25 protein-coding genes are annotated in these 24,132 nt (G+C 56.3%); 18 read left to right on the top strand and 7 right to left on the bottom strand.

Going from position 1 to position 24,132, the window contains the following annotated elements; genetic code table 11:
- The first annotated feature begins 67 nt into the window (after positions 1–67).
- Positions 68–817: a transcriptional regulator FnrL gene (gene fnrL / locus AAC620_RS10470; protein ID WP_317656527.1), complete on the top strand. Its 750-nt coding sequence runs from the start codon at positions 68–70 to the stop codon at positions 815–817.
- A gap of 66 nt (positions 818–883) precedes the next feature.
- On the top strand, positions 884–2,101 hold the full coding sequence (locus AAC620_RS10465; protein WP_340244823.1) for a flavin monoamine oxidase family protein: 1,218 nt from the start codon (positions 884–886) through the stop codon (positions 2,099–2,101).
- Positions 2,102–2,103: 2 nt separating this feature from the next.
- Here AAC620_RS10465 and AAC620_RS10460 read toward each other — a convergent pair whose 3' ends face one another.
- The gene (locus AAC620_RS10460) at positions 2,104–2,958 is read right to left on the bottom strand and encodes a universal stress protein (protein ID WP_340244821.1); all 855 of its coding nucleotides are present in this window, start codon (positions 2,956–2,958) and stop codon (positions 2,104–2,106) included.
- A 205-nt stretch (positions 2,959–3,163) separates the two neighbouring features.
- Here AAC620_RS10460 and ccoN point away from each other — a divergent pair, with 205 nt between their 5' ends.
- The 8 genes from ccoN to ccoS all read left to right on the top strand — a co-directional run bounded on the left by ccoN (position 3,164) and on the right by ccoS (position 11,235).
- The gene (gene ccoN, locus AAC620_RS10455) at positions 3,164–4,765 is read left to right on the top strand and encodes a cytochrome-c oxidase, cbb3-type subunit I (protein WP_340244819.1); all 1,602 of its coding nucleotides are present in this window, start codon (positions 3,164–3,166) and stop codon (positions 4,763–4,765) included.
- Positions 4,766–4,779: 14 nt separating this feature from the next.
- Entirely contained in the window at positions 4,780–5,499 is a 720-nt protein-coding gene (gene ccoO, locus AAC620_RS10450; protein ID WP_340244818.1) for a cytochrome-c oxidase, cbb3-type subunit II, read from the top strand.
- Between the two features lie 15 nt (positions 5,500–5,514).
- Complete coding sequence (locus AAC620_RS10445) at positions 5,515–5,718, top strand: cbb3-type cytochrome c oxidase subunit 3 (protein WP_317656522.1); 204 nt, start codon at positions 5,515–5,517, stop codon at positions 5,716–5,718.
- A complete protein-coding gene (ccoP, locus tag AAC620_RS10440; protein WP_340244815.1) occupies positions 5,715–6,611 on the top strand; it encodes a cytochrome-c oxidase, cbb3-type subunit III in 897 nt (298 codons plus the stop codon). Before AAC620_RS10445 ends, ccoP begins: the two co-directional genes overlap by 4 nt.
- A 332-nt stretch (positions 6,612–6,943) precedes the next feature.
- Positions 6,944–8,374, top strand: coding sequence for a cytochrome c oxidase accessory protein CcoG (gene ccoG / locus AAC620_RS10435; RefSeq protein ID WP_340244812.1), 1,431 nt, complete (start codon positions 6,944–6,946; stop codon positions 8,372–8,374).
- Positions 8,371–8,862, top strand: coding sequence for a FixH family protein (locus AAC620_RS10430; protein ID WP_340244810.1), 492 nt, complete (start codon positions 8,371–8,373; stop codon positions 8,860–8,862). Before ccoG ends, AAC620_RS10430 begins: the two co-directional genes overlap by 4 nt.
- Before the next feature lie 7 nt (positions 8,863–8,869).
- Positions 8,870–11,068 carry a heavy metal translocating P-type ATPase gene (locus AAC620_RS10425; protein ID WP_340244809.1) on the top strand — a complete coding sequence of 733 codons (2,199 nt, stop codon included), beginning with the start codon at positions 8,870–8,872 and terminating at the stop codon, positions 11,066–11,068.
- An 8-nt stretch (positions 11,069–11,076) separates the two neighbouring features.
- The gene (gene ccoS / locus AAC620_RS10420) at positions 11,077–11,235 is read left to right on the top strand and encodes a cbb3-type cytochrome oxidase assembly protein CcoS (protein ID WP_340244808.1); all 159 of its coding nucleotides are present in this window, start codon (positions 11,077–11,079) and stop codon (positions 11,233–11,235) included.
- A 3-nt stretch (positions 11,236–11,238) separates the two neighbouring features.
- Here the strand turns inward: ccoS and AAC620_RS10415 are convergent, their stop codons facing one another.
- Positions 11,239–12,735 carry a D-alanyl-D-alanine carboxypeptidase family protein gene (locus tag AAC620_RS10415; RefSeq protein WP_340244806.1) on the bottom strand — a complete coding sequence of 499 codons (1,497 nt, stop codon included), beginning with the start codon at positions 12,733–12,735 and terminating at the stop codon, positions 11,239–11,241.
- Between the two features lie 262 nt (positions 12,736–12,997).
- Here AAC620_RS10415 and hemF point away from each other — a divergent pair, with 262 nt between their 5' ends.
- On the top strand, positions 12,998–13,879 hold the full coding sequence (gene hemF / locus AAC620_RS10410) for an oxygen-dependent coproporphyrinogen oxidase (protein WP_340244804.1): 882 nt from the start codon (positions 12,998–13,000) through the stop codon (positions 13,877–13,879).
- Here hemF and AAC620_RS10405 read toward each other — a convergent pair.
- Positions 13,876–14,934: a glycosyltransferase family 4 protein gene (locus tag AAC620_RS10405; protein WP_340244802.1), complete on the bottom strand. Its 1,059-nt coding sequence runs from the start codon at positions 14,932–14,934 to the stop codon at positions 13,876–13,878. The genes hemF and AAC620_RS10405 overlap by 4 nt on opposite strands.
- Before the next feature lie 48 nt (positions 14,935–14,982).
- Positions 14,983–16,011 carry a uroporphyrinogen decarboxylase gene (gene hemE, locus AAC620_RS10400; RefSeq protein ID WP_340244800.1) on the bottom strand — a complete coding sequence of 343 codons (1,029 nt, stop codon included), beginning with the start codon at positions 16,009–16,011 and terminating at the stop codon, positions 14,983–14,985.
- 118 nt (positions 16,012–16,129) lie between these two features.
- Here hemE and hemC point away from each other — a divergent pair, with 118 nt between their 5' ends.
- Positions 16,130–17,086 carry a hydroxymethylbilane synthase gene (hemC, locus tag AAC620_RS10395; protein ID WP_340244798.1) on the top strand — a complete coding sequence of 319 codons (957 nt, stop codon included), beginning with the start codon at positions 16,130–16,132 and terminating at the stop codon, positions 17,084–17,086.
- A gap of 78 nt (positions 17,087–17,164) precedes the next feature.
- On the opposite strand, the gene AAC620_RS10390 is transcribed toward hemC, so the two are convergent.
- Complete coding sequence (locus AAC620_RS10390) at positions 17,165–18,634, bottom strand: ABC transporter substrate-binding protein (protein ID WP_317656505.1); 1,470 nt, start codon at positions 18,632–18,634, stop codon at positions 17,165–17,167.
- 294 nt (positions 18,635–18,928) lie between these two features.
- Between AAC620_RS10390 and AAC620_RS10385 the strand changes: the two genes are divergently transcribed.
- Positions 18,929–19,114, top strand: a complete 186-nt coding sequence (locus tag AAC620_RS10385; RefSeq protein ID WP_317656503.1) for a hypothetical protein — start codon at positions 18,929–18,931, stop codon at positions 19,112–19,114.
- On the opposite strand, the gene AAC620_RS10380 is transcribed toward AAC620_RS10385, so the two are convergent.
- On the bottom strand, positions 19,111–20,394 hold the full coding sequence (locus AAC620_RS10380; RefSeq protein WP_340244795.1) for an acetylornithine deacetylase/succinyl-diaminopimelate desuccinylase family protein: 1,284 nt from the start codon (positions 20,392–20,394) through the stop codon (positions 19,111–19,113). The two genes, AAC620_RS10385 and AAC620_RS10380, sit on opposite strands and share 4 nt — an antisense overlap.
- Before the next feature lie 118 nt (positions 20,395–20,512).
- Between AAC620_RS10380 and AAC620_RS10375 the strand changes: the two genes are divergently transcribed.
- From AAC620_RS10375 to AAC620_RS10365, 3 genes are read left to right on the top strand one after another with little or no spacing between them, the layout of a single operon-like run.
- On the top strand, positions 20,513–20,791 hold the full coding sequence (locus AAC620_RS10375; protein WP_340244793.1) for a hypothetical protein: 279 nt from the start codon (positions 20,513–20,515) through the stop codon (positions 20,789–20,791).
- Positions 20,792–20,833: 42 nt separating this feature from the next.
- Positions 20,834–21,436 (top strand): DUF1523 family protein, encoded by a 603-nt coding sequence (locus AAC620_RS10370; RefSeq protein ID WP_340244790.1) that lies wholly within the window; start codon positions 20,834–20,836, stop codon positions 21,434–21,436.
- An 8-nt stretch (positions 21,437–21,444) separates the two neighbouring features.
- Positions 21,445–22,329, top strand: a complete 885-nt coding sequence (locus AAC620_RS10365) for a LysR family transcriptional regulator (protein ID WP_340244788.1) — start codon at positions 21,445–21,447, stop codon at positions 22,327–22,329.
- Here AAC620_RS10365 and AAC620_RS10360 read toward each other — a convergent pair.
- Positions 22,326–22,670, bottom strand: a complete 345-nt coding sequence (locus AAC620_RS10360; protein WP_340244787.1) for an ArsR/SmtB family transcription factor — start codon at positions 22,668–22,670, stop codon at positions 22,326–22,328. The genes AAC620_RS10365 and AAC620_RS10360 overlap by 4 nt on opposite strands.
- 244 nt (positions 22,671–22,914) lie before the next feature.
- On the opposite strand from AAC620_RS10360, the gene AAC620_RS10355 reads away from it, so the two are divergent.
- A complete protein-coding gene (locus AAC620_RS10355; RefSeq protein ID WP_340244786.1) occupies positions 22,915–23,253 on the top strand; it encodes an AtpZ/AtpI family protein in 339 nt (112 codons plus the stop codon).
- Positions 23,254–23,336: 83 nt separating this feature from the next.
- Positions 23,337–24,116, top strand: coding sequence for a F0F1 ATP synthase subunit A (locus tag AAC620_RS10350; RefSeq protein WP_411567109.1), 780 nt, complete (start codon positions 23,337–23,339; stop codon positions 24,114–24,116).
- Positions 24,117–24,132: the final 16 nt, after the last annotated feature.

Here is a 24,132-nt window from a genome sequence, read left to right as displayed (position 1 = left end):
ACCGACCAAACTGGGATTGACCTAGATCAACCCAAACTGACTTGAGCTAAACTGACGGATGGCATCCATGCCAAACAGACCGCTGACCCTCCCAAAACAGGACTGCGCTGATTGTCCTATTCGCCACAAAGCGGTTTGTGCGCGATGCGAGCCTGATGAACTAACGCTTTTGGAAGAAATCAAGTATTATAAAGGCTTTACGGCAGGGCAGCCGATTGTTTGGGCAGGCGATCCGATGGAATTTGTGGCATCGGTTGTCTCGGGTGTTGCGTCAATGACCCAAACCATGGAGGACGGCCGCCGCCAAATGGTCGGTCTTTTGTTGCCTTCAGATTTCTTGGGTCGTCCGAATCGTGACACAGTGTCTTACGATGTGCATGCGGCAACCGATATTGTGCTATGCTGTTTCCGCCGTAATCCGTTTCAACAATTGATTGCCACCACACCTCATGTCAGCCAACGCTTGTTGGAAATGACATTGGATGAGTTGGATGCCGCGCGGGAGTGGATGCTGCTCTTGGGCCGCAAGACCGCGCGCGAGAAAATTGCCTCTTTCCTGACAATCATTGCGCGGCGTGATGCTAGTCTTAAAAATGTGCCCTCTCTGGGCGGGCCTTTGAGCTTTGATTTGCCGCTCACGCGCGAGGCGATGGCGGATTATATGGGCTTAACCATCGAGACAGTCAGCCGCCAAATGACTGCCTTGCGCAAGGACGGCGTCATCGAATTGGACGGCAAGCGGCGCATCATCATCCCAGATTTCGAAGCCTTGTTGGATGAGACGGGCGATGATGATGATGGGGGCTTGCCATCCTAGGGCGTTGCGCGATTTAATTTATCCCACGCGCGCGCAGGCCAGCCGCGCAAGATTGGGGGGATCGCAATGCAAAGACGCAGGCGGCAGCTTGTTGTTGGGGCTGTGTCAGCATTGGCTGCGCCCGCATTATTTTTTGGAAAATCTTATGCCGCTACCCCGCGTGCCGTGCTGCGCACTGCGTGGTGGTCTGATCCTTTTGCGCGGGGGTCTTATTCGCATTTAGGTTTGCATGGCACTCGGGCAGATCGCGCGCAGTTGGCGCAACCTGTCGCTGAGCGGTTGGTGTTCGCGGGTGAGGCGACCGAACCTGATTACCCCTCAACAGTGCATGGGGCGATTTTATCAGGCAGGCGGGCTGCGGATCAAATCCGCGATTTGGGCGTGGATCATGTTGCCATCATCGGTGCAGGCGTTGCGGGATTGGCGGCGGCTGAACTTCTGTTGCGCGATGGCATTGCGGTTGATCTCTTCGAGGCGCGCGCGCGCATTGGCGGACGGGTGATAACGGATCGCAGTCTTGGCTTTGGTGCCGATCTTGGGGCGTCATGGATACACGGCAGCCATGCCAATCCAGTGACGGAGATTGCGCACGCGCTTGGCCTGACCCTATTGCGCAGTGATTGGGAAGGGGTTGTGACCCGCAACAGGGAAGGCCGCATTGTGGATATGCCAGAATGGCTGCTCTGGCACAGCATCGTTAATCTTGATTACGCCGATGAATATGACAACCTCTCCGATCTTGCGCTGGATGAGGGGGAAGAATTCGGCGGGCCTGATGTGATGATTTCAGGCGGCTATGATCAGATCTTGGCAGGCTTTGAGACGGATGGGGTGCGGTTGCATCTCGCAAGCCCCATTGTGCAAATCAGATATGGCACGGGCGGCGTAGAGATCGTCACGGCAGCTGGATCAAACTCAGGGACGCTGACGGCGCAGGCTGCGATTGTCACATTGCCTTTGGGGGTGTTGCAATCAGGTGCGGTGCAGTTCGCGCCGAGCTTGCCGCCAGAGGTTCAAGCGTCCCTGTCACGTTTGCGGATGGGCAGTTTGGAAAAGGTCGTTTTGCACTATGATCACGCCTTTTGGGATCAGGGGGCAGAGGTCATTTTGGCCGCTGATGCCCGTGATGGTGCCTTTGCCGCTTTTGTAAATTTGCTTCCCCTTACGGGTCAAGCCGCCCTAATGGCGCTCAATGGGGGGAATTATGCCCGCAGTCTTGCAGGCCTATCCACAGAGGTTTTGGGTCAAAGGGCAAGCGCGGCCTTAGCCGCGCTATACCCCTGATTTCAATGCGCCATGAGAATGGGCAGCTTGGCTTCGGCCAAAAGGTCACGGGTGGCCCCGCCCCAAATCGCCTCGCGCAGGCGTGAATGGCTGTAGGCCCCCATCACAAGGAGATCGGCGTTCGTGTCTGTCAGATGCCGTGCGATTTCATCGCTCACGCGGCCCAATCGGCGCGGCACAAGGCTGATATTGGCATGCACCCCGTGGCGGCTCAGCCATGTTGCCAAATCTGCGCCAGGTTCAGCGGGGCTCATGTGACCCCGCTCGGGATCAATGACGAGGATATCCACCTCATCCGCTGCCTTTAACAGCCCCAAAGCATGGCGCACCGCCGATAGCGCCTCGGCGCTGTTGTTCCACGCAATGACAATACGGCGGGCAGGGTTTGGAATATCCACCCCATTTGGCACAACCAAAACGGGTGCCGCCCCATCAAACAGGGCCGCTTCGGCAATCATCGGGGCTTCACTGCCCATATTCGGCCCGTAAGGGAGGGGAAGGATCACCAAATCTGCAAAATGGGCATTCGCGGAAATAACGCTGCCTAGTCCCGCGGATTGGGTGATGGTTGCCTCAACCTCAAAAGAGATATCAGCCTTTTCAAGTAGGGCCTCGGCCCGCGATTTGATTTCGAGCGCGTCTTCGCGTGCGAGTTGCAGGGTTTCATCGCTCATGATCGCCGCGGTGGCCCCCGCCACAAAATACCCTGCCTGAGTTGCGTCCACCCCAAGGCTGAGGGCGCGCAAATGCGCGCCAGTGGCGCGGGCGAAAGGTAAGATCGGGGCAAGGGTGCTGTCCACAGTTTCAGGCTGATCAAGAACGGTCATCACTGTGGGAAAACAGGTTTGGACGGACATGGCGCGTCTCCTTTTGGGATGAATCGTTACGGGCCGAGCTTAGGCCGCGCAGAGCGCATCAGCCTTTGACTTGAGTCAAAAGAAAGCGCGGAAACTCTTGACATGGATCAAGGAGGGATCGCCCCGCATGGGCGATTTGAGGAGCAATAGGAAACAGCTTTACGGGTGATTGATTCACCTCAAGAGCGATACGAAGGGACGATCTATGCTTGATTATGCAAAGCTATTGATCCTTGGTCTGGTTGCGGTTTTGGCCGCGATTGCTGCGCAATATGCCCGCGATGAAGCCTATATGGTGCATGCCGTTTTGGTCATGCTGGTCGCATCGGGGGTGTTTTTGTGGCAATTGCGCCGCACTGGCGAGCCACAGCTTGCTCCAGCCTTGGACGAATATAATGACGGGCCAGTGCGCGCCGCCACCATCGCCACAGTATTCTGGGGCGTGGTTGGTTTTCTCGCTGGCACATATATCGCGTTTCAACTTGCCTTTCCGCAGTTGAATTTCGATTGGGCTCAGCCCTTTGGTAACTTTGGCCGCTTGCGCCCCTTGCATACATCGGCGGTGATCTTCGCCTTTGGGGGTAACGCGCTTTTGGCCGCGTCATTTTACATTGTTCAACGCACCACGGCCGCACGGCTTTGGGGCGGCGGTCTGGCTTGGTTCGTGTTCTGGGGCTATCAGCTGTTCATCGTTCTGGCGGCGACAGGCTATCTGCTTGGCGCAACCCAAAGCCAAGAATATGCGGAACCTGAATGGTATGTTGACCTATGGTTGACCATCGTTTGGGTGGCGTTCTTGGCCGTGTATGTTGGCACGCTGATCCGCCGCCGTGAGCCGCATATTTATGTGGCCAACTGGTTCTTGCTGTCCTTTATCGTGACCGTGGCCATGTTGCATGTGGTCAATAACCTTGCGATCCCAGTGTCGATCTTTGGGTCGCGCTCGGTTCAGGTGTTCTCTGGCGTGCAAAACGCAATGACGCAATGGTGGTATGGCCACAATGCTGTGGGCTTCTTCCTAACGGCGGGCTTCTTGGGGATGATGTATTATTTCATTCCAAAACAGGCCGAGCGTCCTGTCTACTCGTATAAATTGTCGATCATCCACTTCTGGGCGCTGATCTTCCTTTATATCTGGGCAGGCCCTCACCATTTGCATTACACCGCGCTGCCTGACTGGGCGTCTACCCTTGGCATGGTGTTCTCAATCATTCTTTGGATGCCGTCTTGGGGTGGTATGATCAATGGCCTTATGACCTTGTCGGGTGCTTGGGACAAGCTGCGCACAGACCCTGTGTTGCGGATGATGGTCACCTCGGTTGCCTTCTACGGAATGTCCACATTCGAAGGCCCAATGATGTCGATCCGCGCGGTGAACTCGCTGTCGCATTACACGGACTGGACGATTGGTCACGTGCATTCTGGTGCCTTGGGGTGGAACGGGATGATCACCTTCGGGATGCTCTACTATCTCGTGCCCAAACTGTGGAACCGTCAGGCACTGTATTCCCTGCGGGCCGTGTCGTGGCACTATTGGTTGGCGACCATTGGGATCGTTCTCTACGCATCTTCGATGTGGGTCACGGGGATCATGGAAGGTCTGATGTGGCGTGAAGTTGATGCGCAAGGTTTCCTTGTGAACTCTTTCGCAGACACGGTTTCGGCCAAATTCCCAATGTATGTGGTGCGCGGCTTGGGTGGGGTCATGTATCTCACTGGGGCGGTCATCATGGCCTACAACCTCTGGATGACCGTGCGCAAAGGCGCTGCTACGCAGCAAGCCCCTGCCATGGCACCAGCAGAATAAGGAGGGCGTGAGAAATGGCTCTTGAAGGTCACAAGAAAATTGAAACCAATGCCACGCTTCTGCTGACGCTCAGCTTTCTGGTCGTCACCATCGGCGGTATCGTGGAAATCGCCCCCTTGTTCTATCTTGAGAACACAATCGAAGAAGTGGATGGGATGCGTCCCTACTCACCGCTCGAATTGACAGGTCGCGAAATCTATGTGCGTGAAGGCTGCTATGTCTGTCACAGCCAGATGATCCGTCCAATGCGCGATGAGGTGGAGCGTTATGGTCACTACAGCCTTGCGGCTGAATCCATGTATGACCATCCGTTCCAGTGGGGCTCTAAGCGCACGGGGCCAGATTTGGCCCGTGTGGGCGGCCGTTATTCGGATGCTTGGCATGTGGATCACTTGACCGATCCGCAATCGGTTGTGCCTGAATCCGTCATGCCCGCTTATGGGTTCCTATCTGATCGTGTCATCTCGCCTGAGCATGTTGTTGATCTGATGGAAACCCACCGCTTGGTCGGCGTGCCTTACACGGATGAGCAATTGGAAATGGCCCAGCTCGATTTCATCGAACAGGCTACGACCTATGGCGATGCGGGTGTTGTCGCCCGCTATCCGGGCGCGCAGCAGCGTGACTTTGATGGCAATCCCGCCGTGACCGAAATGGATGCTTTGGTCGCATATCTGCAAATGTTGGGCACATTGGTCGATTTCTCGACCTTCACGCCTGACGAAAGCCGCTAATGGAGGGCTGATTTGATGCTTGATGACAGCTACACCCTGATGCGGGTTTTTGCAGGCTCTTGGGGTGCTGTGTTTATGTTTGTCTCTTTCGTGGCGGTGGTGTTTTTCACCTTCCGTCCAGGAAGCCGCAAACTGCACGAAGACACGGCAAATATCCCCTTTCGCCATGATGACAAGCCCGCCGCACGCAGCCCTGCGACCAAGGAGGCACGGCAATGACCGACCATAAAAACGCACATCACGTTGACCCAACCTTGCAAGCGGGTGACCCTGAAACAACGGGCCATTCTTGGGATGGGATCAAGGAGTTCAACAACCCCCTGCCACGTTGGTGGTTGTGGACATTCTACGCCTGTATCGTTTGGGGCTTGGCCTATACTGTGGCCTATCCCGCATGGCCGCTGTTGAAAGAGGCAACGCCAGGTTTGCTTGGGTTCTCGACCCGCGCCAATGTGGTCGATGACATTGCGGAATTTGACGCGATGAATGCAGGTCTGCGTCAAGAGCTTGAGACAGTCGATCTTGCGGCCATCACCCCGCAGGCCACACCTGATCTTTATAATTACGCGATCCAAGGTGGCGCGGCGACCTTCCGCACATGGTGCGCGCAATGTCACGGATCGGGCGCAGCTGGCGTTCAGGCCGCAGGATACCCGAACCTGTTGGATGATGATTGGCTATGGGGCGGAAGTATTGACGATATCCACTACACTGTCACCCACGGCATCCGCAACGAGACAGACCCAGATGCGCGCTATTCAGCGATGACTGCTTTTGAAGGCATGCTCAGCGATGAAGAAATCGGTCAGGTCGTCAATCATGTTCTGGCAATCTCGAATCAAGAGCATGATGCGGGGCTTGCTGCCGCAGGACAGGAGGTGTTCCTCAATAACTGCGCTGCGTGCCACGGGGATCAAGGCCTTGGGGATCGTTTCATGGGCGCCCCCAATTTGACCGATGCAATCTGGCTCTATGGTGGCTCTGCTGAGAAGATCGAGGAGACTGTGCGCTATGCCCGATTTGGTGTGATGCCAAACTGGAATGAGCGCCTGTCCGAAGCCGAGATCCGTTCGGTTGCGCTTTATGTCCATTCGCTTGGGGGCGGTGAATAACCGCCGCCCTCGGGCACAAAGATCCACGTTTCCCTTGCGAAATGTGGTGCGGCGTCGGCCTCGGTCCTGTTCGCGCGTTTCCTACGAGGCCGACGTCTTCCTCCTCAAACCTCTCTCTGCGCAATGTGGAGAGAGGTTTTTTCATGAAAACAAGAAAGCGCGAAACGCGACCAAGTCAAGGATCGCAGCCCGATTTATGTGGCAGATGACAGCCGCCGACCCTTTGGCCCATTGTTTGATTCAAGTCAAAGAAGCACCGCCGTTTTGGCCGTAGTTTGGTTGCGCGAACAATGACCAGACCTATTATCGAATCATCCAAGGATGCGTCAGCTATGACCACCTCTTCAGAGCCGCCAAAGCTATATGCTGCGCGTGAGCCTGTCTTTCCCCGCCGTGTGAAAGGCAATTTCCGCAATTTGAAATGGGTGATTATGGCTATCACCTTGGCGATTTATTATGTCACGCCATGGATACGCTTTGATCGTGGCCCCTCCCTGCCCGATCAGGCGGTTTTGGTCGACTTGGCCAACCGCCGATTTTTCTTCTTCTGGATCGAGATTTGGCCCCATGAATTTTATTTCGTGGCGGGCCTTTTGATCATGGCGGGATTGGGGTTGTTCCTCTTTACCTCCGCCCTTGGTCGGGTTTGGTGCGGCTATTCCTGCCCGCAAACGGTCTGGACGGATTTGTTCTTCACTGTTGAGCGGTGGATTGAGGGCGATCGCAACGCACGCGTGCGTTTGTGGAATGCCAAATGGGATGCGTACAAAATCCGGCTCAGGTTGTTTAAATGGGCGGTTTGGTTGGCGATTGCGGTCGCAACGGGGGGGGCTTGGGTGTTCTATTTCACCGATGCACCGACCCTGCTTGGCGATTTGCTGACAGGGCAGGCCCATATCGTTGCCTATACAACCATCGCCGTTTTGACCGCGACAACCTTTGTGTTTGGCGGTTTCATGCGTGAGCAGGTCTGTATCTACATGTGCCCGTGGCCCCGTATTCAGGCCGCGATGATGGACGAGCATACAATCACGGTCGCTTATCGCGATTGGCGCGGCGAGCCGCGTGGTAAGCATCGCAAGGCAGAAGGCGCAGATCAGTTGGGCGATTGCATCGACTGTAATGCCTGCGTGAATGTCTGCCCTGTCGGGATCGATATCCGCGATGGTCAGCAGTTGGAATGCATCACCTGCGCGCTGTGCATTGATGCCTGCGATGATATGATGGCCAAGGTCGGCAAAGAGCGCGGTTTGATTGACTATATGGCCTTGACCGATGAAGAGAACGAGCGCGCTGGAAATAAAAAAGTTTCTGTGTGGAAACACATCTTTCGTCCGCGCACGATTATTTACACGATCCTGTGGTCGGGCATCGGTATCGGTTTGACTGTGGCCCTGTTTATGCGGGGCGAGATCGACATGACGGTCGCGCCCGTGCGCAACCCGCTTTATGTCACGCTGTCTGACGGAACGATCCGCAACACCTATGATATCCGACTGCGCAACATGACCCATGAGGATGCCGTGTTCGCTGTGAGCGTAGTCTCAGAGGCGGGCTTGGAGATCAGCCTTGAAGGTGAAGATAACACCACTGTCACTGTGCCCGCCGATGAAACCCATTTGCAGCGCGTCTATGTTTACGCAGCCCCCAACAGCCAAGCTGCGCAAACCGAGCGCACGGATATTCGGTTTTGGATTGAAAACCTCGCCACCAATGAGCGCAGTTCGCAAGACAGCAGCTTTGCAGGGAGAGATATGGAATGAGCATTCCGACAAGTAATAACCCCAGTAAAGGCCGCCTGACAGGGGGCAAGGTGTTGATGATTTTTGTGGGATTTTTCGGGGTCATGTTTGCCGTGAATATCTTTATGGCGTTTCAAGCCCTGTCCACTTTTCCTGGGCTGGAGGTCAGCTCCTCCTACGCCGACAGTCAGGATTTCAACATACGCCGCGATGCCCAAGAGGCTTTGCACTGGCAAGCGGCGGTTGAAACGCGGGGGAGTGGGGCAGGGGCGACTGTGATCTTGCATTTGACCGATGCGTCAGGCGCGCCCGTAATGCCCGCGCAGATGGAGGCGCTTTTGACCCGCCCCACGAACCAAACCCAAGATCAGCTTTTGGCCCTGCAGCTCATTGATGGCGCATGGCAGGCACCCGCAGATTTGGATCAAGGGCGGTGGCGTTTGCGCCTGACAGGGCGCGCGGATGACGGCACGGATTACCGCCATAACCTGACCTTTTGGGTGAACTAAACACATCATGGCCAGCACTGATTTCCATTACGAAGAACGGCCAAGACCTGCCGCCTGTCCCGCCTGCAGCGTGGCCCCTTTGGCCGAGCATTTGGCAGAATTGCCAAAAGATGCGGAAATCATGTTGTCCGTGCCCACAATCCATTGCGCGGCCTGTATTTCGGCAGTTGAGCGGGCGTTGAGCAAGATGCACGGCGTGACGGATGCACGGGTGAACCTCACCCTGCGCCGCGCGGCTGTGAAAACTGATGGCACAGTATCGGTCGATGATTTGATCGCGCGTCTGGCGGCTGTTGGTTACGAGGCGCACGAGCTTGATGCAGGTCGCCTGAGCAGCACGGCCGCACAAAGGCAGGGTCGCGATTTGCTGATGCGGCTGGGTGTGGCCTTCTTCGCCATGATGAATGTGATGCTGCTTTCGGTTGCGGTTTGGTCGGGGGCTGAGGGCGTGACCCGTGACATGATGCATTGGATATCAGCCGCCATTGCCATTCCTGCGGTGATTTTTGCGGGTCGTCCGTTTTATGTTTCGGCATGGTCTGCGTTGCGGGTGGGCCGGCTGAATATGGATGTGCCAATCACCCTCGCCATTCTATTGGCGCTTGTAACCTCGCTGTATGAGACAATGCATTCTGGGGCGCATGCGTATTTTGATGCGGCGGTGTCTTTGTGCTTTTTCCTCTTAGGCGGGCGGTATTTGGATTTCAAAACCCGCGCATCTGCGCGATCTGCGGCACAAGAGCTGTCCGCCCTTGAAGTGCCGCGCGCCTTGCGCGTGACGGCGACAGGCGAAGAGGTTGTCGCCGCTGCTGATCTGGCCATCGGTGATGTGATCCGCGTGCGTCCGGGGGGGCGGATCCCTGCGGATGGCGTGGTGACCCGCGGCACATCCGAACTTGATCGCGCGCTCATGACGGGGGAAAGCCTGCCTGCAGCCATTGGTGTGGGTGGGCAGGTCAGCGCGGGCGAGATCAATCTGACGGGCCCGCTAGACCTTCGGGTGACAGCGGCAGGTCGGGACAGTTCGCTTGCGCGTATCGCTGATCTGGTTGCAATGGCAGAAGCGGGGCGCAGCAATTACACCTCGCTTGCCGATCAGGCCGCCAAACTTTACGCGCCATTTGTGCATATCTTGTCCGCTTTAGCGGCTGTCGGGTGGTGGCTCTATACGCAAGACATTCGCGTCTCACTCAATATTGCCGCAGCGGTTTTGATCATCACCTGCCCGTGCGCGCTTGGTCTGGCGGTGCCTGCTGTGACAACCGCGGCTTCGGGTCGTTTGTTTCGGAAGGGCCTGCTGATCAAACATGCAACCGCGCTTGAGCGTCTGGCCGAAGTGGATTGCGTGGTCTTTGACAAAACAGGCACGCTTACCATGGGCGCGCCCGAGGCCATGGGGCTTGATGACTTAAGCGCCGCGCAAAAAGCCATCCTTGCGGGAATGGTCGCAGGGTCAGATCACCCGCTGTCACGCGCATTGGCGGAGGCCTTGGCCGATTTGAAGGTGAATCCCGCCCCGCTTGACGATTTACGCGAAAAGTTAGGGTTGGGGGTCGAAGGGCGCTATCAGGGTCAAATGATCCGATTGGGCCGTGCCGAATGGGTCGGCGCAGAGGCATTGGACGAAACGGCGACCTATCTGGCGATTGGCGATACGCCACCCGTTGCCCTGCGGTTTCGCGATCACATTCGCGATGGGGCAGAGGCTACAATCGCCGCGCTTAAGGCCAAGGGCGTTCGGATTTTGATGCTGTCTGGCGATCAAGAAGGGGCGGTTGCAAGCTTCGCTGCGCGACTTGGCATTGAAGACTACCGCGCCAATGCCAAACCCGAAGAAAAAGCTGCAATGCTGAAAGACCTCGCGGATCAGGGCCATAAGGTGTTGATGGTGGGGGATGGATTAAATGACACAGTTGCTCTGGCCTCGGCCCATGTGTCGATCTCTCCTGCAACCGCCTTGGACGCGGCCCGTGCGGCCTCGGATATGGTGCTGCTTGGGCGCGATTTGGCGCCGTTGCCCGATGCAATGGAGACTGCGAAACGCGCGCGAGCGCGGATCAAAGAAAATTTCACATTGGCTACGGCCTATAACGTGATTGCCGTGCCGATTGCAGTGGCGGGTTTTGCGACCCCCTTGGTGGCGGCCTTGGCCATGTCGGCCTCCTCCATCACAGTGTCCTTGAACGCGTTGCGGCTTAGGGGGTAGGGTGGTTTATGGATATTCTCGCACTTCTCATCCCCGCGTCCCTGTTTCTTGGGGCTGTTGGCTTGGCTGCTTTCTTTTGGTCGCTGAAAGGCGGGCAATATGATGACCCAGACGGGGACGCTGCGCGCATTTTGCGCAGTGATTTTGACGACAAGCCCAAAAGTTAAGTTTTACGGCCCGACCACCATGCAGGCGGTGTCGCGCGCCACAAGCCGTGCGCAGGCGCGAGTGGCCTCATCTTCTGTCATGCCCGCGAATTGCGCCTCAAAGCCACCTTGGCGTTGGGTCACATGGCGCAGGGCCTGTTGCAGCGAAGATTCCGACAAAGCCGTTTGCAGCAGCAAACGCTCGGCGGTGTTCTGGGTGGGGTAACGCCCCAAGGATATCGCATAAAGCCGCTCGCCGGTAGACGTAGCACGGGTCACGATTTCAGGCGCAGAAGGCAATGCGTTCTCAGAAAGTGCCGCCGCCAATTCGATTGGGCGTTGGCTTGGCAAAGGCGCCTCTTCTGGCGCAAGCGCGTCCTCATCTAAACTTGCAAGAGCAGGGCTTGGTGCGTCATCCACGATCACGGGTTGGGTGTCTGCCTCGCTGATGACAGAGGCCGCCCCTTCGGCACTGGGCGCTGCGGCTGTGAGCGCCTCCTCAACTGCCACATCAATCGCGGCGAGTAAGGTTTCACTTGGCGGTGTAATTGGAAGCGGGCGCGGTTGCGGCACTAGGCTGCGCGCAACAACCCCTGAGGGGCGGATCGTGCGCGCGACTGGCCCGCGCTCGTAATCGCTGGCAGGCCCGCTCCCGCCGCCGCCTGAGCCACCTGAATAGACGGGGAAGCCTGCCAATCTTAATTCGGCATGGGCAGGCGCGCGGGCAAAGCCCATATCCAATAACTCCGAGACGCGTTGGTTGCGCCATGCCGTAGATTGGCCGCCAAAGACAGTGGCAATGATGCGCACATCGCCGCGTTGGGCGGAGGCCACGAGGTTAAACCCTGCGGCGCGCGTATAGCCTGTCTTGATCCCATCGGCGCCACGGTAGGCCGACAAAAAGGCGCGGTTCGTATTGCGCACAGTCGCGACACCTGCATCAGTCGAAAGGCGCGAGAACAGGTTATAATATTCTGGGTAGTCATAAACCATGCGCCGCCCAAGCATTGTCATGTCATTGGCGGTCGACAAATGCCCCTCGGCAGTCAGGCCGTTCGCATTGCGAAATGTCGTGCGTGTCATCCCTAGGGCTTCTGCCGTGCGGTTCATGCGCCGTGCAAAAGCCGCCTCTGATCCCTCAATCGCTTCGCCAATGGCCGTTGCCGCGTCATTCGCCGAGCGCACCGCCGCCGCGCGCACCAAATAGCGTAGACGAATTTGCTGGCCCGCGCGCAAACCGAGTTTCGAGGGGGGTTCTGCGGCCGCGTTTTGTGAAACCGTAACCAAGGTGTCCATGGTAATTTCGCCAAGCCGCACCGCCTCAAAGGCGATGTAAAGCGTCATCATCTTGGTCAGAGAGGCGGGGTGCAGCCGTGTATCCGCATTGCGCGAATGCAAAACCTCGCCCGTTCGTGCGTCAATCACCATAGCCGCATAAGGCGCGGCCTTTACGGGTGTCGCAGCGAAAAAGACAACAATTAAAAGCCCCAAGAGGGCGGAAAAAAACCGATTATATGCCACGAGACCTGCTCACTCTGCCTCAATTAACCGTCTGACGCGGTTGTTATCCTCCGACAATACGGCAGAAGTTTGAAAAAATCCATGATAAACTATTGGAAGGTTTCAGCTTTCTTGATCACAAGAAATTTGTGGCGTGGTGCCGGCCCCATGCTTGCATCTGCAAGCGTATTTTTCATATTTCATTCGGATTTTTGCTTTCAGCGCGTGACCTTATGTCAAAGGTGGTGTTAGGTATGCGCAATACAACTGTAGGACGATTTGCATGACCGATCCCTTTGATGAGCGCAAAGCCCGCGCTGCCGCGTGGTTTAGGCAATTGCGCGATGATATCGTGGCTGCGTTTGAAGATTTGGAAGACCGCCACCAGAGCGCCGATGCCGCGGGACGATTTGATGTGTCGCAGACCAAACGTCATTCTGAGGATGGCAGCGATGCAGGGGGCGGCCTCATGAGCGTGATGCGCGGGGGCAGGGTCTTTGAGAAGGTCGGTGTCAATGTGTCCACTGTGCATGGCACATTGGGCGCGCGCGCCGTAGCGGCAATGTCTGCGCGCAAAGATATGGAAGGCCTGCGGGATGACCCGCGTTTTTGGGCTTCGGGTATCAGCTTGGTTGCGCATATGAACAACCCGCATGTCCCTGCGGTGCACATGAATACACGCATGTTCTGGACGCCGCACGGGTGGTGGTTCGGGGGTGGTTCCGACCTCAACCCTTGCATCGAATATGAGGAAGACACCGCGGATTTTCACGCTGTTCTCAAGGCGCATTGTGACAAGCATGGTGACGACATCTATCCCCGTTTCAAAGCATGGGCAGATGAGTATTTCTATGTGCCGCATCGTGGTCGTGCGCGTGGGGTTGGCGGGATTTTCTACGATGATCTGAACACGGGCGATTGGGAGGCGGATTTCGCCTTTACCCAAGATGTCGGTCGTGCCTTTCTGCCTGCATTTTTAGGCGTGGTCGAAAAGCGGCGCGAGATGGCATTTGACGAGGCGGATCGTGACGTTCAGTTGATCCATCGCGGTCTCTATGCCGAATATAATCTCGTTTATGATCGCGGCACAAAATTTGGCCTTGAGACAGGCCATGATGCAAATGCTGTTTTGATGAGCCTGCCGCCTTTGGCGAAATGGGTTTAAGTCTCGTTCAAGAGGCGCTGATAGACTGAGATGATCGCATCTGCTTCGCGTTCTAGCGAAAAGTGATCAACCATATGGGCGCGGGCAGCCGCGCCCATTTTGCTGCGCAACGGTGCATCCTGCAAAAAGTGGTTGATCTGCGTCTCTAGCGCTGCTTGATCTTCAATCCCGACCAAATATCCGGTTTCCCCATCGCGGATCAGTTCTTCGAATGCGCCTGCGCGGGTGGCGACAACTGGAACACCACAGGCCATTGCCTCGAGCGGGGTTAAGCCAAACCCTTCGTATCGCTGCGGGGCCACAAACAGATCCAGCGCCTGATAATAGGGAATAATCTCGTGGGTTGGAACTTCGGTTGGGAAATGAACCCGCCCTGTAAGACCCGCTGCGGCGATCTTTGCCTTTAGCGCTTTCAGATAGTCTTTATGCTGGTCGGTTGCGCGGCCCAAAATAACCGCCTCTGCCCCCTCATGTTGGGGCAGAAGGTTGATCATTGCATCCACAAACCGATCTGTCCCTTTTGAGGGGCGAATACGGCCATAACATCCGATCAATGGCCCTTTGCCAAAGCCAAGCTTGGCTTTCAGCGCGCCGTGATCGGGCGCAGGGCTGAACGCGTGAACATCAATTCCGTGTAAAATCACAGTTGCGGGTCGATCTAAGAAAGCCACCGTTTTCTGAGACGTAGCGATCACATGATCCATGTGGCCAATCAGCCATTTCGTGTAGCGTGTGTGGTTGCGTTGTGATGCGGAGGTGAACAGCAGTTTTAGCCGCTTTCCAAAAACATGCTTCAGCACGATCCCCGCCAACATTTCATTATTGCGCCTTGCGTGCCAGACGCGCGGGCCATGTGGCCCGTTTTTCGGCATTGTAAGCAGATCATTGAGCGGGATTTGTGGCAAGCTTGCGGGCAAGCCGCGCCCCACGGCGGCTATCGCCACCTTTTCAGCTTGATGCGGCACGAGGCGCACAATGGTCGCTGTCACCCCAGACAAGCGTTGCTTGAAATTGGGGGCGAGGATGTCGATTTGATCAATCCGTGGGTGCGCCATGCCCCGAGCGTTACCGCGCAAACGCGGCATGGGCAAGCGCCGCGCGACTTACGCGCGGCGAATTTCCTCAAGCAGAACGTGCACATTTTCAGGATCAGCTTCAGGTGTAATGCCATGGCCGAGGTTGAAAATATGAGGCCCGTTTTTCAACGCGTCCACAATGCGCCGCGCCTCTTGGCGCAAGGCATCACCGCCCGTGATCATCAGCTTGGGGTCAAGATTGCCCTGCACGCAGCCATCCTTTTGTAAATGCTGGGCTGCCCATGTCGCATCAACACTCGTGTCGAGGGCCAAACAATCCGCACCAACAGCCTTTGCGAAGCCAATATATTTGTCGCCCGCCTCACGCGGGAACGCGATGACGGGCAAGCCTGGAAAACGCTGCTTCATCTTTTGGGTTATCTTTTTCGCGGGCTCTAGCGCATATCGGTCAAAAGTCTCGCCTTTCAGCGAGCCTGCCCAACTGTCAAAGATTTTTACGACCTCTGCGCCTGCTTCGACCTGCTTTGAGAGATATTCGATGGTCGCATCAGTCAGCAGATTGATGAGCGCGTCAAAAGTTGCGGGATCTTCTTGGCGCAGTTTATGTGCGGGCGCTTGGTCGGGTGTGCCGCGCCCTGCGATCATATATGTGGCCACTGTCCATGGCGCGCCTGCAAAGCCAATGAGTGTGGTCTCGCTGGGCAATTCTTGCGACAAGATTTTAACGGTTTCATAAACAGGCGCGAGATGGTCGTGGATGTCGTCCTTGCCTTTTAAAGGTTTTAAGCCGTCTGGCCCAGTGATTGTAGAGAGGCGTGGGCCTTCACCCGTGACAAACCACAAATCCGCGCCAAGCGCATCGGGGATCAAGAGAATATCTGCGAAAAGAATTGCAGCATCGAACCCGTAGCGGCGGATTGGTTGCAAGGTGACTTCTGCCGCCAAATCGGGTGTGTAGCACAGCGAAAGAAAATCCCCAGCCTGCGCGCGTGTCGCGCGATATTCGGGCAAGTAGCGCCCCGCTTGGCGCATCAGCCAGACGGGTGGGGTGGGGAGGGTTTCACCGCTCAACGCGCGCAGAAGTGTTTTTGTCATGGTCGATCCGATTTTCTTGTGCCAAATTTCTTTGGATGTAGGCTCAATCCTGTCCTAACCTGCCCAAGCCATGCTGTCTATGGTTGTCATGTCAAGTTGACAGAGTTAGAAAGAACCCATGAAAAACGAACGACCAACTCCCGCCTCTCCGCTGCGCATTGGCACGCGTGGTTCTCCCCTTGCTTTGGCGCAAGCCTATGAGACGCGCGCGCGGCTTGCGGCGGCCTTTGAGCTGCCGCATGAGGCGTTTGAAATTGTGGTCATAAAAACCACAGGTGACAAGGTTTTAGACCGTCCCCTCAAGGAAATTGGCGGCAAGGGTCTGTTCACTCGCGAGATAGAAGAAGACCTGCTATCTGGGGCGATTGATATTGCGGTGCATTCCATGAAGGATATGCCCGTGTTGCAGCCTGAAGGTTTGCTGCTTGATTGCTACCTCCCGCGCGAGGATGTGCGCGATGCATTTGTGTCACTTGAATTTGACAGTCTCGATGCCTTACCTGCTGGCACGAAGGTTGGCTCATCTTCGCTGCGTAGGCGTGCGCAATTGACTGCGCGCCGTCCTGATCTCGAGGTGGTCGAGTTTCGTGGCAATGTGCAGACGCGAATGAAAAAACTGGAGGACGGGGTCGCAGGAGCCACGTTTTTGGCGCAGGCAGGTCTTAACCGATTGGGCATGGCCGATGTCGCGCGTTCTGCTATTTCACCCGAAGATATGCTGCCCGCTGTTGCACAAGGTGCCATCGGGATTGAGCGGCGCGCGAATGATCCCCGCACGGCCGAGATGTTGGCCGCTATTCATGATCGCGACACGGGCATCAGGCTTGCCGCTGAGCGCGCGTTTTTGGCGGGGCTTGATGGCTCATGCGAAACCCCGATTGCAGGTCTGGCCGAGATTGATGGCTCTATGTTGCGTCTGCGCGGCGAGATATTGCGCCCCGATGGCAGCGAGGTTTTAAGCGAGGATCGCAGCGCCCCCATTGCTGAGGCAGCCAAGCTTGGCGCGGATATGGCGCGGGATTTACGCGCGCGCGCAGGTGAAGGATTTTTTGACTGGATCACCGCCAAGGCTTGAGGCGCGCGTGACAAGAGATGAAAAAAGCCCCGCTTCGCAGATGCAAAGCGGGGCTTTTTTAACGGGGCATCGCGCGCCCTAGTCCCAAGAGACGCCTGTCAGATCATTGGCCTGTGTCGGCGAATTTTCCCAAAGACCACGGATACGCGCATCCGCAACCCCTGTTTTGGCCAACTGAAACAGGTAGCCGTTCACATAATCATCCGCGATCATGCGCTGCATTTGTCCGAGCAAGTCGCTACGCGCAGCAGGATCGCTTTCCAAGGTCAGCGCCTCGTTCAGCGCAACAAACTCGGGACGGGCATATTGGAAATAGTAATCCTCTCGCGCATAGATGCCGATATCCATCGGTTCGGTATGGCTGACGATGGTGAGGTCAAAATCGCGACCACGGAACACCTGCTCTAGCCACTGCGCCCATTCTAGATTGGTGATTTCTGTCTCAATGCCAATCTCACGCAGTTGGGCCGCAATGATCTCTCCACCACGGCGCGCATAGGCTGGCGGGGGCAGCATCAGACGCAATGTCACCCCGTCTAGCCCTGCCTCTTGCAGCAAAGCGCGTGCGCGTTCTGGGTCGTAATTCGATTGCGCGGTCAGATCGACATAGTCGGGATTATGCGGCGCGAAATGTGTGCCAATGGGTGTGCCATAGCCAAACATAGCCCCGTCAATAATGTCCTGCCGATTGATCGCGTGCGAAATCGCCTCTCTCAGGCGGATATCATCAAGCGGGCTTTGCTTGTTGTTCATCGCCAGAATTGTCTCGCCTTCGGTCGAGCCGACAATCACGTTAAAGCGTGGGTCTGCCTCGAATTGGGCCAAAGTTTCAGGCGCTGGGAAATTTGGGAAAGCATCGACATCACCTGCCATCAATGCGGCATAGGCGGCATTTGGATCCGTGATGAAGCGGAAGGTTGCGCTGTCGAGCGCGATGGGCGTGCCCCAATACGCGGCATTGCGGGCCAGTTCCACGCGATCCCCTTGCACCCAATCGACAAAGCGGAAGGGGCCTGTGCCAATGGGGTTGGTCGCATTTGTTTCTGCGCTTTCGGGGGCCACGATCACCGCATCCCCCCAAGCCATCTTGAACAAAAAGGCCCCATCAGGGGCGTTTAGCGTAACCACAACGGTGTCAGGGCTTTCTGCGACAACAGAGGCGATACCTGCAAAGAGGGCGGCCTGTGCGTTGGTGGTGCCCTCAGCGCGGGCCCGATCTAGGCTAAAGACCACATCATCCGCATTCATGTCGCTGCCATCGTGAAACTGCACATTTGGCGCGAGGGTGAAGCGATAGGTCAAACCATCGTCTGAAATTTCCCATGACCGCGCAAGCGCAGGTTGCACAGAGCCATCAGGGCCGAACCGCGTCAGGCCTTCAAAAACATTGGCATAGACCACCTCATCAATGGCCGCTGCTGCACCTGCTGTAGGGTCGAGATTTGGCGGCTCAAGCACCATGCCGATTTTGATGCTATTGCCTTGCGCAAAGGCGCATGTGGTGGAAATGATCAACGCCGTTGCGGCGGATGTTAGAAACCGAACCATGTGGCCCTCCCGCGAAAGTTCAGAGGGCCATCGTAGTGCCGCAAGGCTTGGTCTGGCAAGCGTTCTGGTTGTATTGCGGCCCGCTTGCTGTGCCTTTTGGGGGGAATTGCGATAGGCGGAAGGCTGCGCATACTGTCGCAGAACTGTCATTTCCGACTCGCCCGAATCGTAACGAGAGGTTAACGCTCTGAGTCGGATCGGCACTTGCTGGTTCTGATAAGCCCCTCGGCCATAGCGCGAGATACGCTTTGCGGCGACGCGCTGAGACGGGGGTCGAACTCGGGAGATACGCATATGGTATGCGATACAGCACAGACTATCCTCGCCCTGTCTGCCGAAGAGGTCAGTAATTTCGTAAAAGAGCAAGCCAGCAGCCGCAAACTTTCGGGGCTGATGAAGGCTTTGAACGATGCGGCCCTTAAGGGTGACAAGATCGCGCAACGCGCGATTGAGCATATGGGTTTTGTTCTTCAGCCCTAAGCTGTTGGCAGCAATTCTGCCAAGGTCAGCGCCATAACAAGCGCGCTGTCTGCCATGTCATCAACCCCAATCCATTCATCGGGTTGGTGGGCAAGCTCCAAAATACCTGGCCCGTAGGCGATGCAGTTTTTCAACCGACCAATGCGGTCGATATGTTTTTGGTCATAGGTGCCTGGGCTGACCACATATTCCGCTTTTTGGGCCAGCACGCGTTCGATGGCCTGGCCCACCGATTGCACAAGCGGGCTGCTTTCATCCGTCATGCTCGGTTGCACCTCGAACAGATCGGAAATCTCATAGTCAAATCGGGGACGGCTGGCTTTGATTTGCTCTAGCATATCGGTCAATTCCGCTTTGACCGCTGCGATGTCCTCTTCAATCAAAAAGCGGCGATCAATCACGATGCGGCAGCGATCTGCAACACATGGTGCGGGCAGGCCAGTGTAATCCTCAGCCTGTTCAGCCTCGCCCCCATGGATTGAATTGATATTCAGCGTGGATTGGCGCGCCTGCGGCGGCACGACTGGCATGGCAGTGGTTTTCCCTGCGAGGAGTGGCAAAAGATGCGTTTCTATTTCTGCGAGAACCGCGCCCATGTGAGAGATGGCGCTGTCGCCCAAGAATGGCATTGAGCCATGCGCGATGCGCCCCTTCGTTTCGACCTGTGCCCACCAAACGCCACGATGGCCAAGGCAGATGCGGTCTTTTTGCAAAGGTTCGGGGATAATAACATGCTGAACGCGGGCAGGGTCAAATCTGCCCTGCTCGGCCAGATAGGCAACGCCGCCAAAGCCACCTGACTCCTCATCTGCGGTGGCCGAGATTTCAATCGCACCTGCGAATCTTGGATAGGTGGCAATAAAGGCCTCAGCTGCGATGATTGAGGCTGCAAGCCCACCTTTCATATCGCACGCGCCGCGCCCGTAGATGCTGCCATCTTCGAGAACCCCACCAAAAGGCGGCTTCGTCCATCCATGCCCAACCTCCACGACATCGTGATGGCTGTTGAAATGAACGGTGTCCCCCGCTGCGCCGCCCTCATAGCGCGCCACGATGTTCCATCGTGGATATGTATCGCTATCGGCAAGCGCCCCTGTGGCGCGAATTAAGTCAACCGTGAACCCCGCTGCCTCCAAGCGCTGTTTGAGATAGTCGCAAATTTCGCGATAGTTTTGACCAGGCGGGTTGAGGGTGGGGATGCGGATCAAATCTTGGGTCAGTGCGATCAAGTCGTCCCGCCGTGCGGCAATCGCAGTTTCAAGCTGATCTTTGCTGTCCATTTTTGTCCTACCTTTTGTCTTTTTCAGCTTGCTGTGGGAATTTACGCATTGCAAGCCCGTGCAAATTTTTGCGCCGTGCCTATATCAAGGATGAGACACGGATCTGGGAGAACAGGGTGTGATTATTCGCATAGCCTTGCTGATGGCGGTGCTTTTGACAGTGGTCTTTGTATCGCTCTATTTTTATTTGCGTGCAGGCAAGCGTGAGGCCTTAATCGCGGAATGGCAAAAGCGGGATCCGTCTGATGCCGCGAATGAGCATCGTGAGGATTGGATCAATCGCCGTCTGGCAGGGTCTATGCGTAAAATCGCGTTGCGTTTGGCGGTGGTGGTTTATGCTTTGCCACTTGCGGCGCTGTTCCTTTATGTTGGGTTCACCGATCCGTTCGCGCCTTAGGGGGCGCAATGGGAAAATAAACGACAAAGGGGCAGGCGGCGCATGCGTTGGCCACGGATCATAGCATTACTGATATTGGGCGCGCTCCTTGTCGCGTTCTTCCACTATACGCTGCCGCAGCGTGATATTTTGCGGATCACGCAAACAGAAATCATCAGGCAAGATTTTTCAGGCCTCAACCGCATCTTCTACGCGCGCGGCGATACAGGCAGCGCACAACTCGCATCGCGCGATTTGCGTTTGATCAATACGGTCGATGCGCAGGGCGAGGTTCACGTGTTCCGCAATGAGGATACGGGCTTTGGGTGGCCTCCTTATTTCAAGTTGGACAGCTCAGACCTGCAGGCCGAAGCGGCAAACCTGATTTCGACTGCGGCTGACCCGATTTGGGTAGCGGTTACCCATTACGGATGGCGTTCGCGCATTTTGACGACCTATCCCAATGCTGTGGCCTTGCGTCAGGTGGCAGGGCCAGATGTGACGCTGATCCCATGGATGCCGATTACGATTCTCGTCCTTCTTTTGGTTGTCTTGTTAGCCCTATGGCGCTTGTGGGAGCGGTTTGAAGCCCGCATTCTTGATCCGCTTTATGACAGGGCGGCTGTGTTTTGGTCGAAAAGCCGTGATCGTTTGCGCGGCAAGTAAAGGGTGCGATGATGGATGCATGGGATGAGGTGCGCACAGCCTATCATGTGGCACGACTGGGCACGGTGTCTGGGGCCGCAGATTATCTATCGGTGCATCATGCTACAGTGATCCGGCATATAGACGCGCTTGAAGGGCGTCTTGGGGTGCGGTTGTTTCATCGTCATGCACGCGGCTACACCCCCACCGAGGCCGGGCAGGATTTGCTTGCGACTGCCGCTGAAACTGAAGCGCGGTTTTCACAACTGGCCTCGCGTATTGCAGGGCAGGGCGATACGCTGTCGGGGGAATTGGTGCTGACCGCGCTTGGCTTCGTGGCGCAGTTGTTGATGCCCGCATTGGCGGAATTGCAAAACGATCATCCAGATTTGCGCATTCGTTTGGTGACGGATGAGCGCGTCTTTCGGATGGAATTGGGCGAGGCGCATATTGCCATTCGTGCAGGGTCTGCCCCATCGGAGCCTGATAATGTCGTGCAGCCCTTTTTCACGCTCAGGGCGCGTCTTTGCGCAACCAAGTCCTATCTCGAACAGCATGGGCCATTCAGCCTAGAAACAGCGGCGCAGCATCGCTTTGTGGCAACCACTCAAGCCGATAGCCGCGCGCCGTTTTTAAGATGGCTCAAGGATCATGTGCCTGAAGATGCAATCGTGTTTCGGGCCTCCGATTTCGCGAGTGCGATTGAGGCCGTTCATGCGGGGATCGGCATAGGCTTTGCACCCGCCTTTGCCCTTGAGCAAAATGCAGACTTGGTTGAGGTGATGCCCTCACTGGACGAATGGAATTCTTCTGTCTGGTTGGTCACCCATGTCGATTTGCATCGCAGCCCGAAGGTGCAGCGTGTCTTGGCCTATCTTAAAGATAACGCCAAAAATATCGTAGGGACGGTTTAACCGCCCTGCGTATCAACCCCATCAAATTCGCGGGCGAGAAAGGCTTCGAACTCGTCTAGGTGGACGGGTTCGAATTGACCAAACCCCTGCATCCAAACACTTGCGGCGCGCAGCGCGTCAGGCTCGAGTTTGCACCACTTGACCCGTCCCCGCTTTTCTTGGGCAATCAGTCCCGCATGGGCAAGGATGGCGAGGTGCTTTGAGATCGCTGCCAGAGACATCTCAAAGGGTTCCGCCACATCGGTCACTGCCATGTCATCTTCGAGCAGCATCGACAAGATCGCGCGGCGGGTTGGGTCTGCCAAGGCAGCAAAGGTCAGATCTAGGGAACTGGCGCTCATATTGCCATCCTATCCTGCCTTCCGCGGCAATCGTCAACCATTTGGTTGAATATGGGAAATTGTCGAAATTTGCCGCAGACCTTCTGACGGGTGGATTTGACCAACTTGTCGCAGGTAATTTTATTACTTTATATTCAATAGCTTATGCGTTTCTCTGCGGGTGCAAAGTTTCGTTGACTCTGGCGCGGCCTGTTCTTAGGTTCCGCGCGACACCCGAGGGGCGTTTTCTGAAGGTGCTTTGCACATGACCGAGCCATCGCCAAATCCCGACCGCCTTAAGGCGTTGGAAGAAAAACTGGCAAACATTCGGTCGCGCGAAGCCGACAAGAAACCACCGATGGGGGAGCATTATTCCCAAGCGCAGCACGCGTGGCGGATGGTGATTGAACTGGTCAGCGGGTTGTTGATCGGTGTTGGCATAGGCTGGGGCTTGGATAGCCTCTTGGGCACGCGCCCTTGGCTGATGGTCGTTTTTACATTGCTGGGCTTTGTGGCTGGGGTCAAAACGATGATCCGATCTGCGCAAGAGCTTCAGAACCAAGCCCAAGCCCGCGAAAACGCGGATGAGGGCCACGCAAAATAAGGGGATACACCGTGGCTTCGGATGTAACGAATTCTGATCAGAACAAGCCCTCTAATTCGGGCAAGCCGATTGCATTTGTCCTTTTGGCCATCGCGGCTGTGCTTTTCGTCTTGGGTCTACTTGACGATTACGAAGGCGGCTTGGCGATCCACCCGATGGATCAATTCGTCATCTCCCCGTTGTTTGGTGACACGCTGAACTGGTACACGCCGACCAATTCCACGCTCTGGATGGCGCTCAGCGTTATCGCGATTGTGGCGTTGATGGTCATGGGCACGCGCGGTCGCGCCGTGGTTCCATCGCGCGGCCAGTCGGTTGCTGAGCTGATCTATGGCTTCGTGCGTAAGATGGTCGAAGATGTTGCAGGCAAAGATGCGCTGCCCTTCTTCCCCTATATTTTCGCCCTGTTTATGTTCATCTTGCTGTCGAACCTCTTGGGCCTGATCCCAATGAGCTTTACCACCACATCGCATATCGCGGTGACCGCGATTTTGGCGGCGGCGGTATTCCTGACAGTGACCTTGGTGGGTTTCATCAAGAACGGCGCAGGCTTCCTCAGCCTGTTCTGGGTCAGTTCCGCGCCATTGGCGTTGCGCCCGATCCTTGCCATCATCGAATTGATTTCTTACTTCGTGCGCCCCGTCAGCCACTCCATCCGTCTTGCGGGCAACTTGATGGCGGGCCACGCAGTTTTGAAAGTGTTTGCAGGTTTCGCCGGCGCGATGGGCGCCGCAGCCTTCGCCCCAATCTTGGGCATTGTCGCGATCTACGGGCTCGAAGTGCTCGTATCCGTGATCCAAGCCTATGTGTTCACCATCCTAACCTGCGTCTATCTGAAAGACGCGCTGCATCCGCACCACTAAGCGGATCACGGTTCAG

It is taken from the genome of Roseobacter sp. HKCCA2468 (assembly GCF_037805105.1).
GTDB lineage: Bacteria > Pseudomonadota > Alphaproteobacteria > Rhodobacterales > Rhodobacteraceae > M30B80.
The sequence above is the reverse complement of the archived record's forward strand: the minus strand, read 5'-3'. Positions and strand labels throughout refer to the sequence as shown.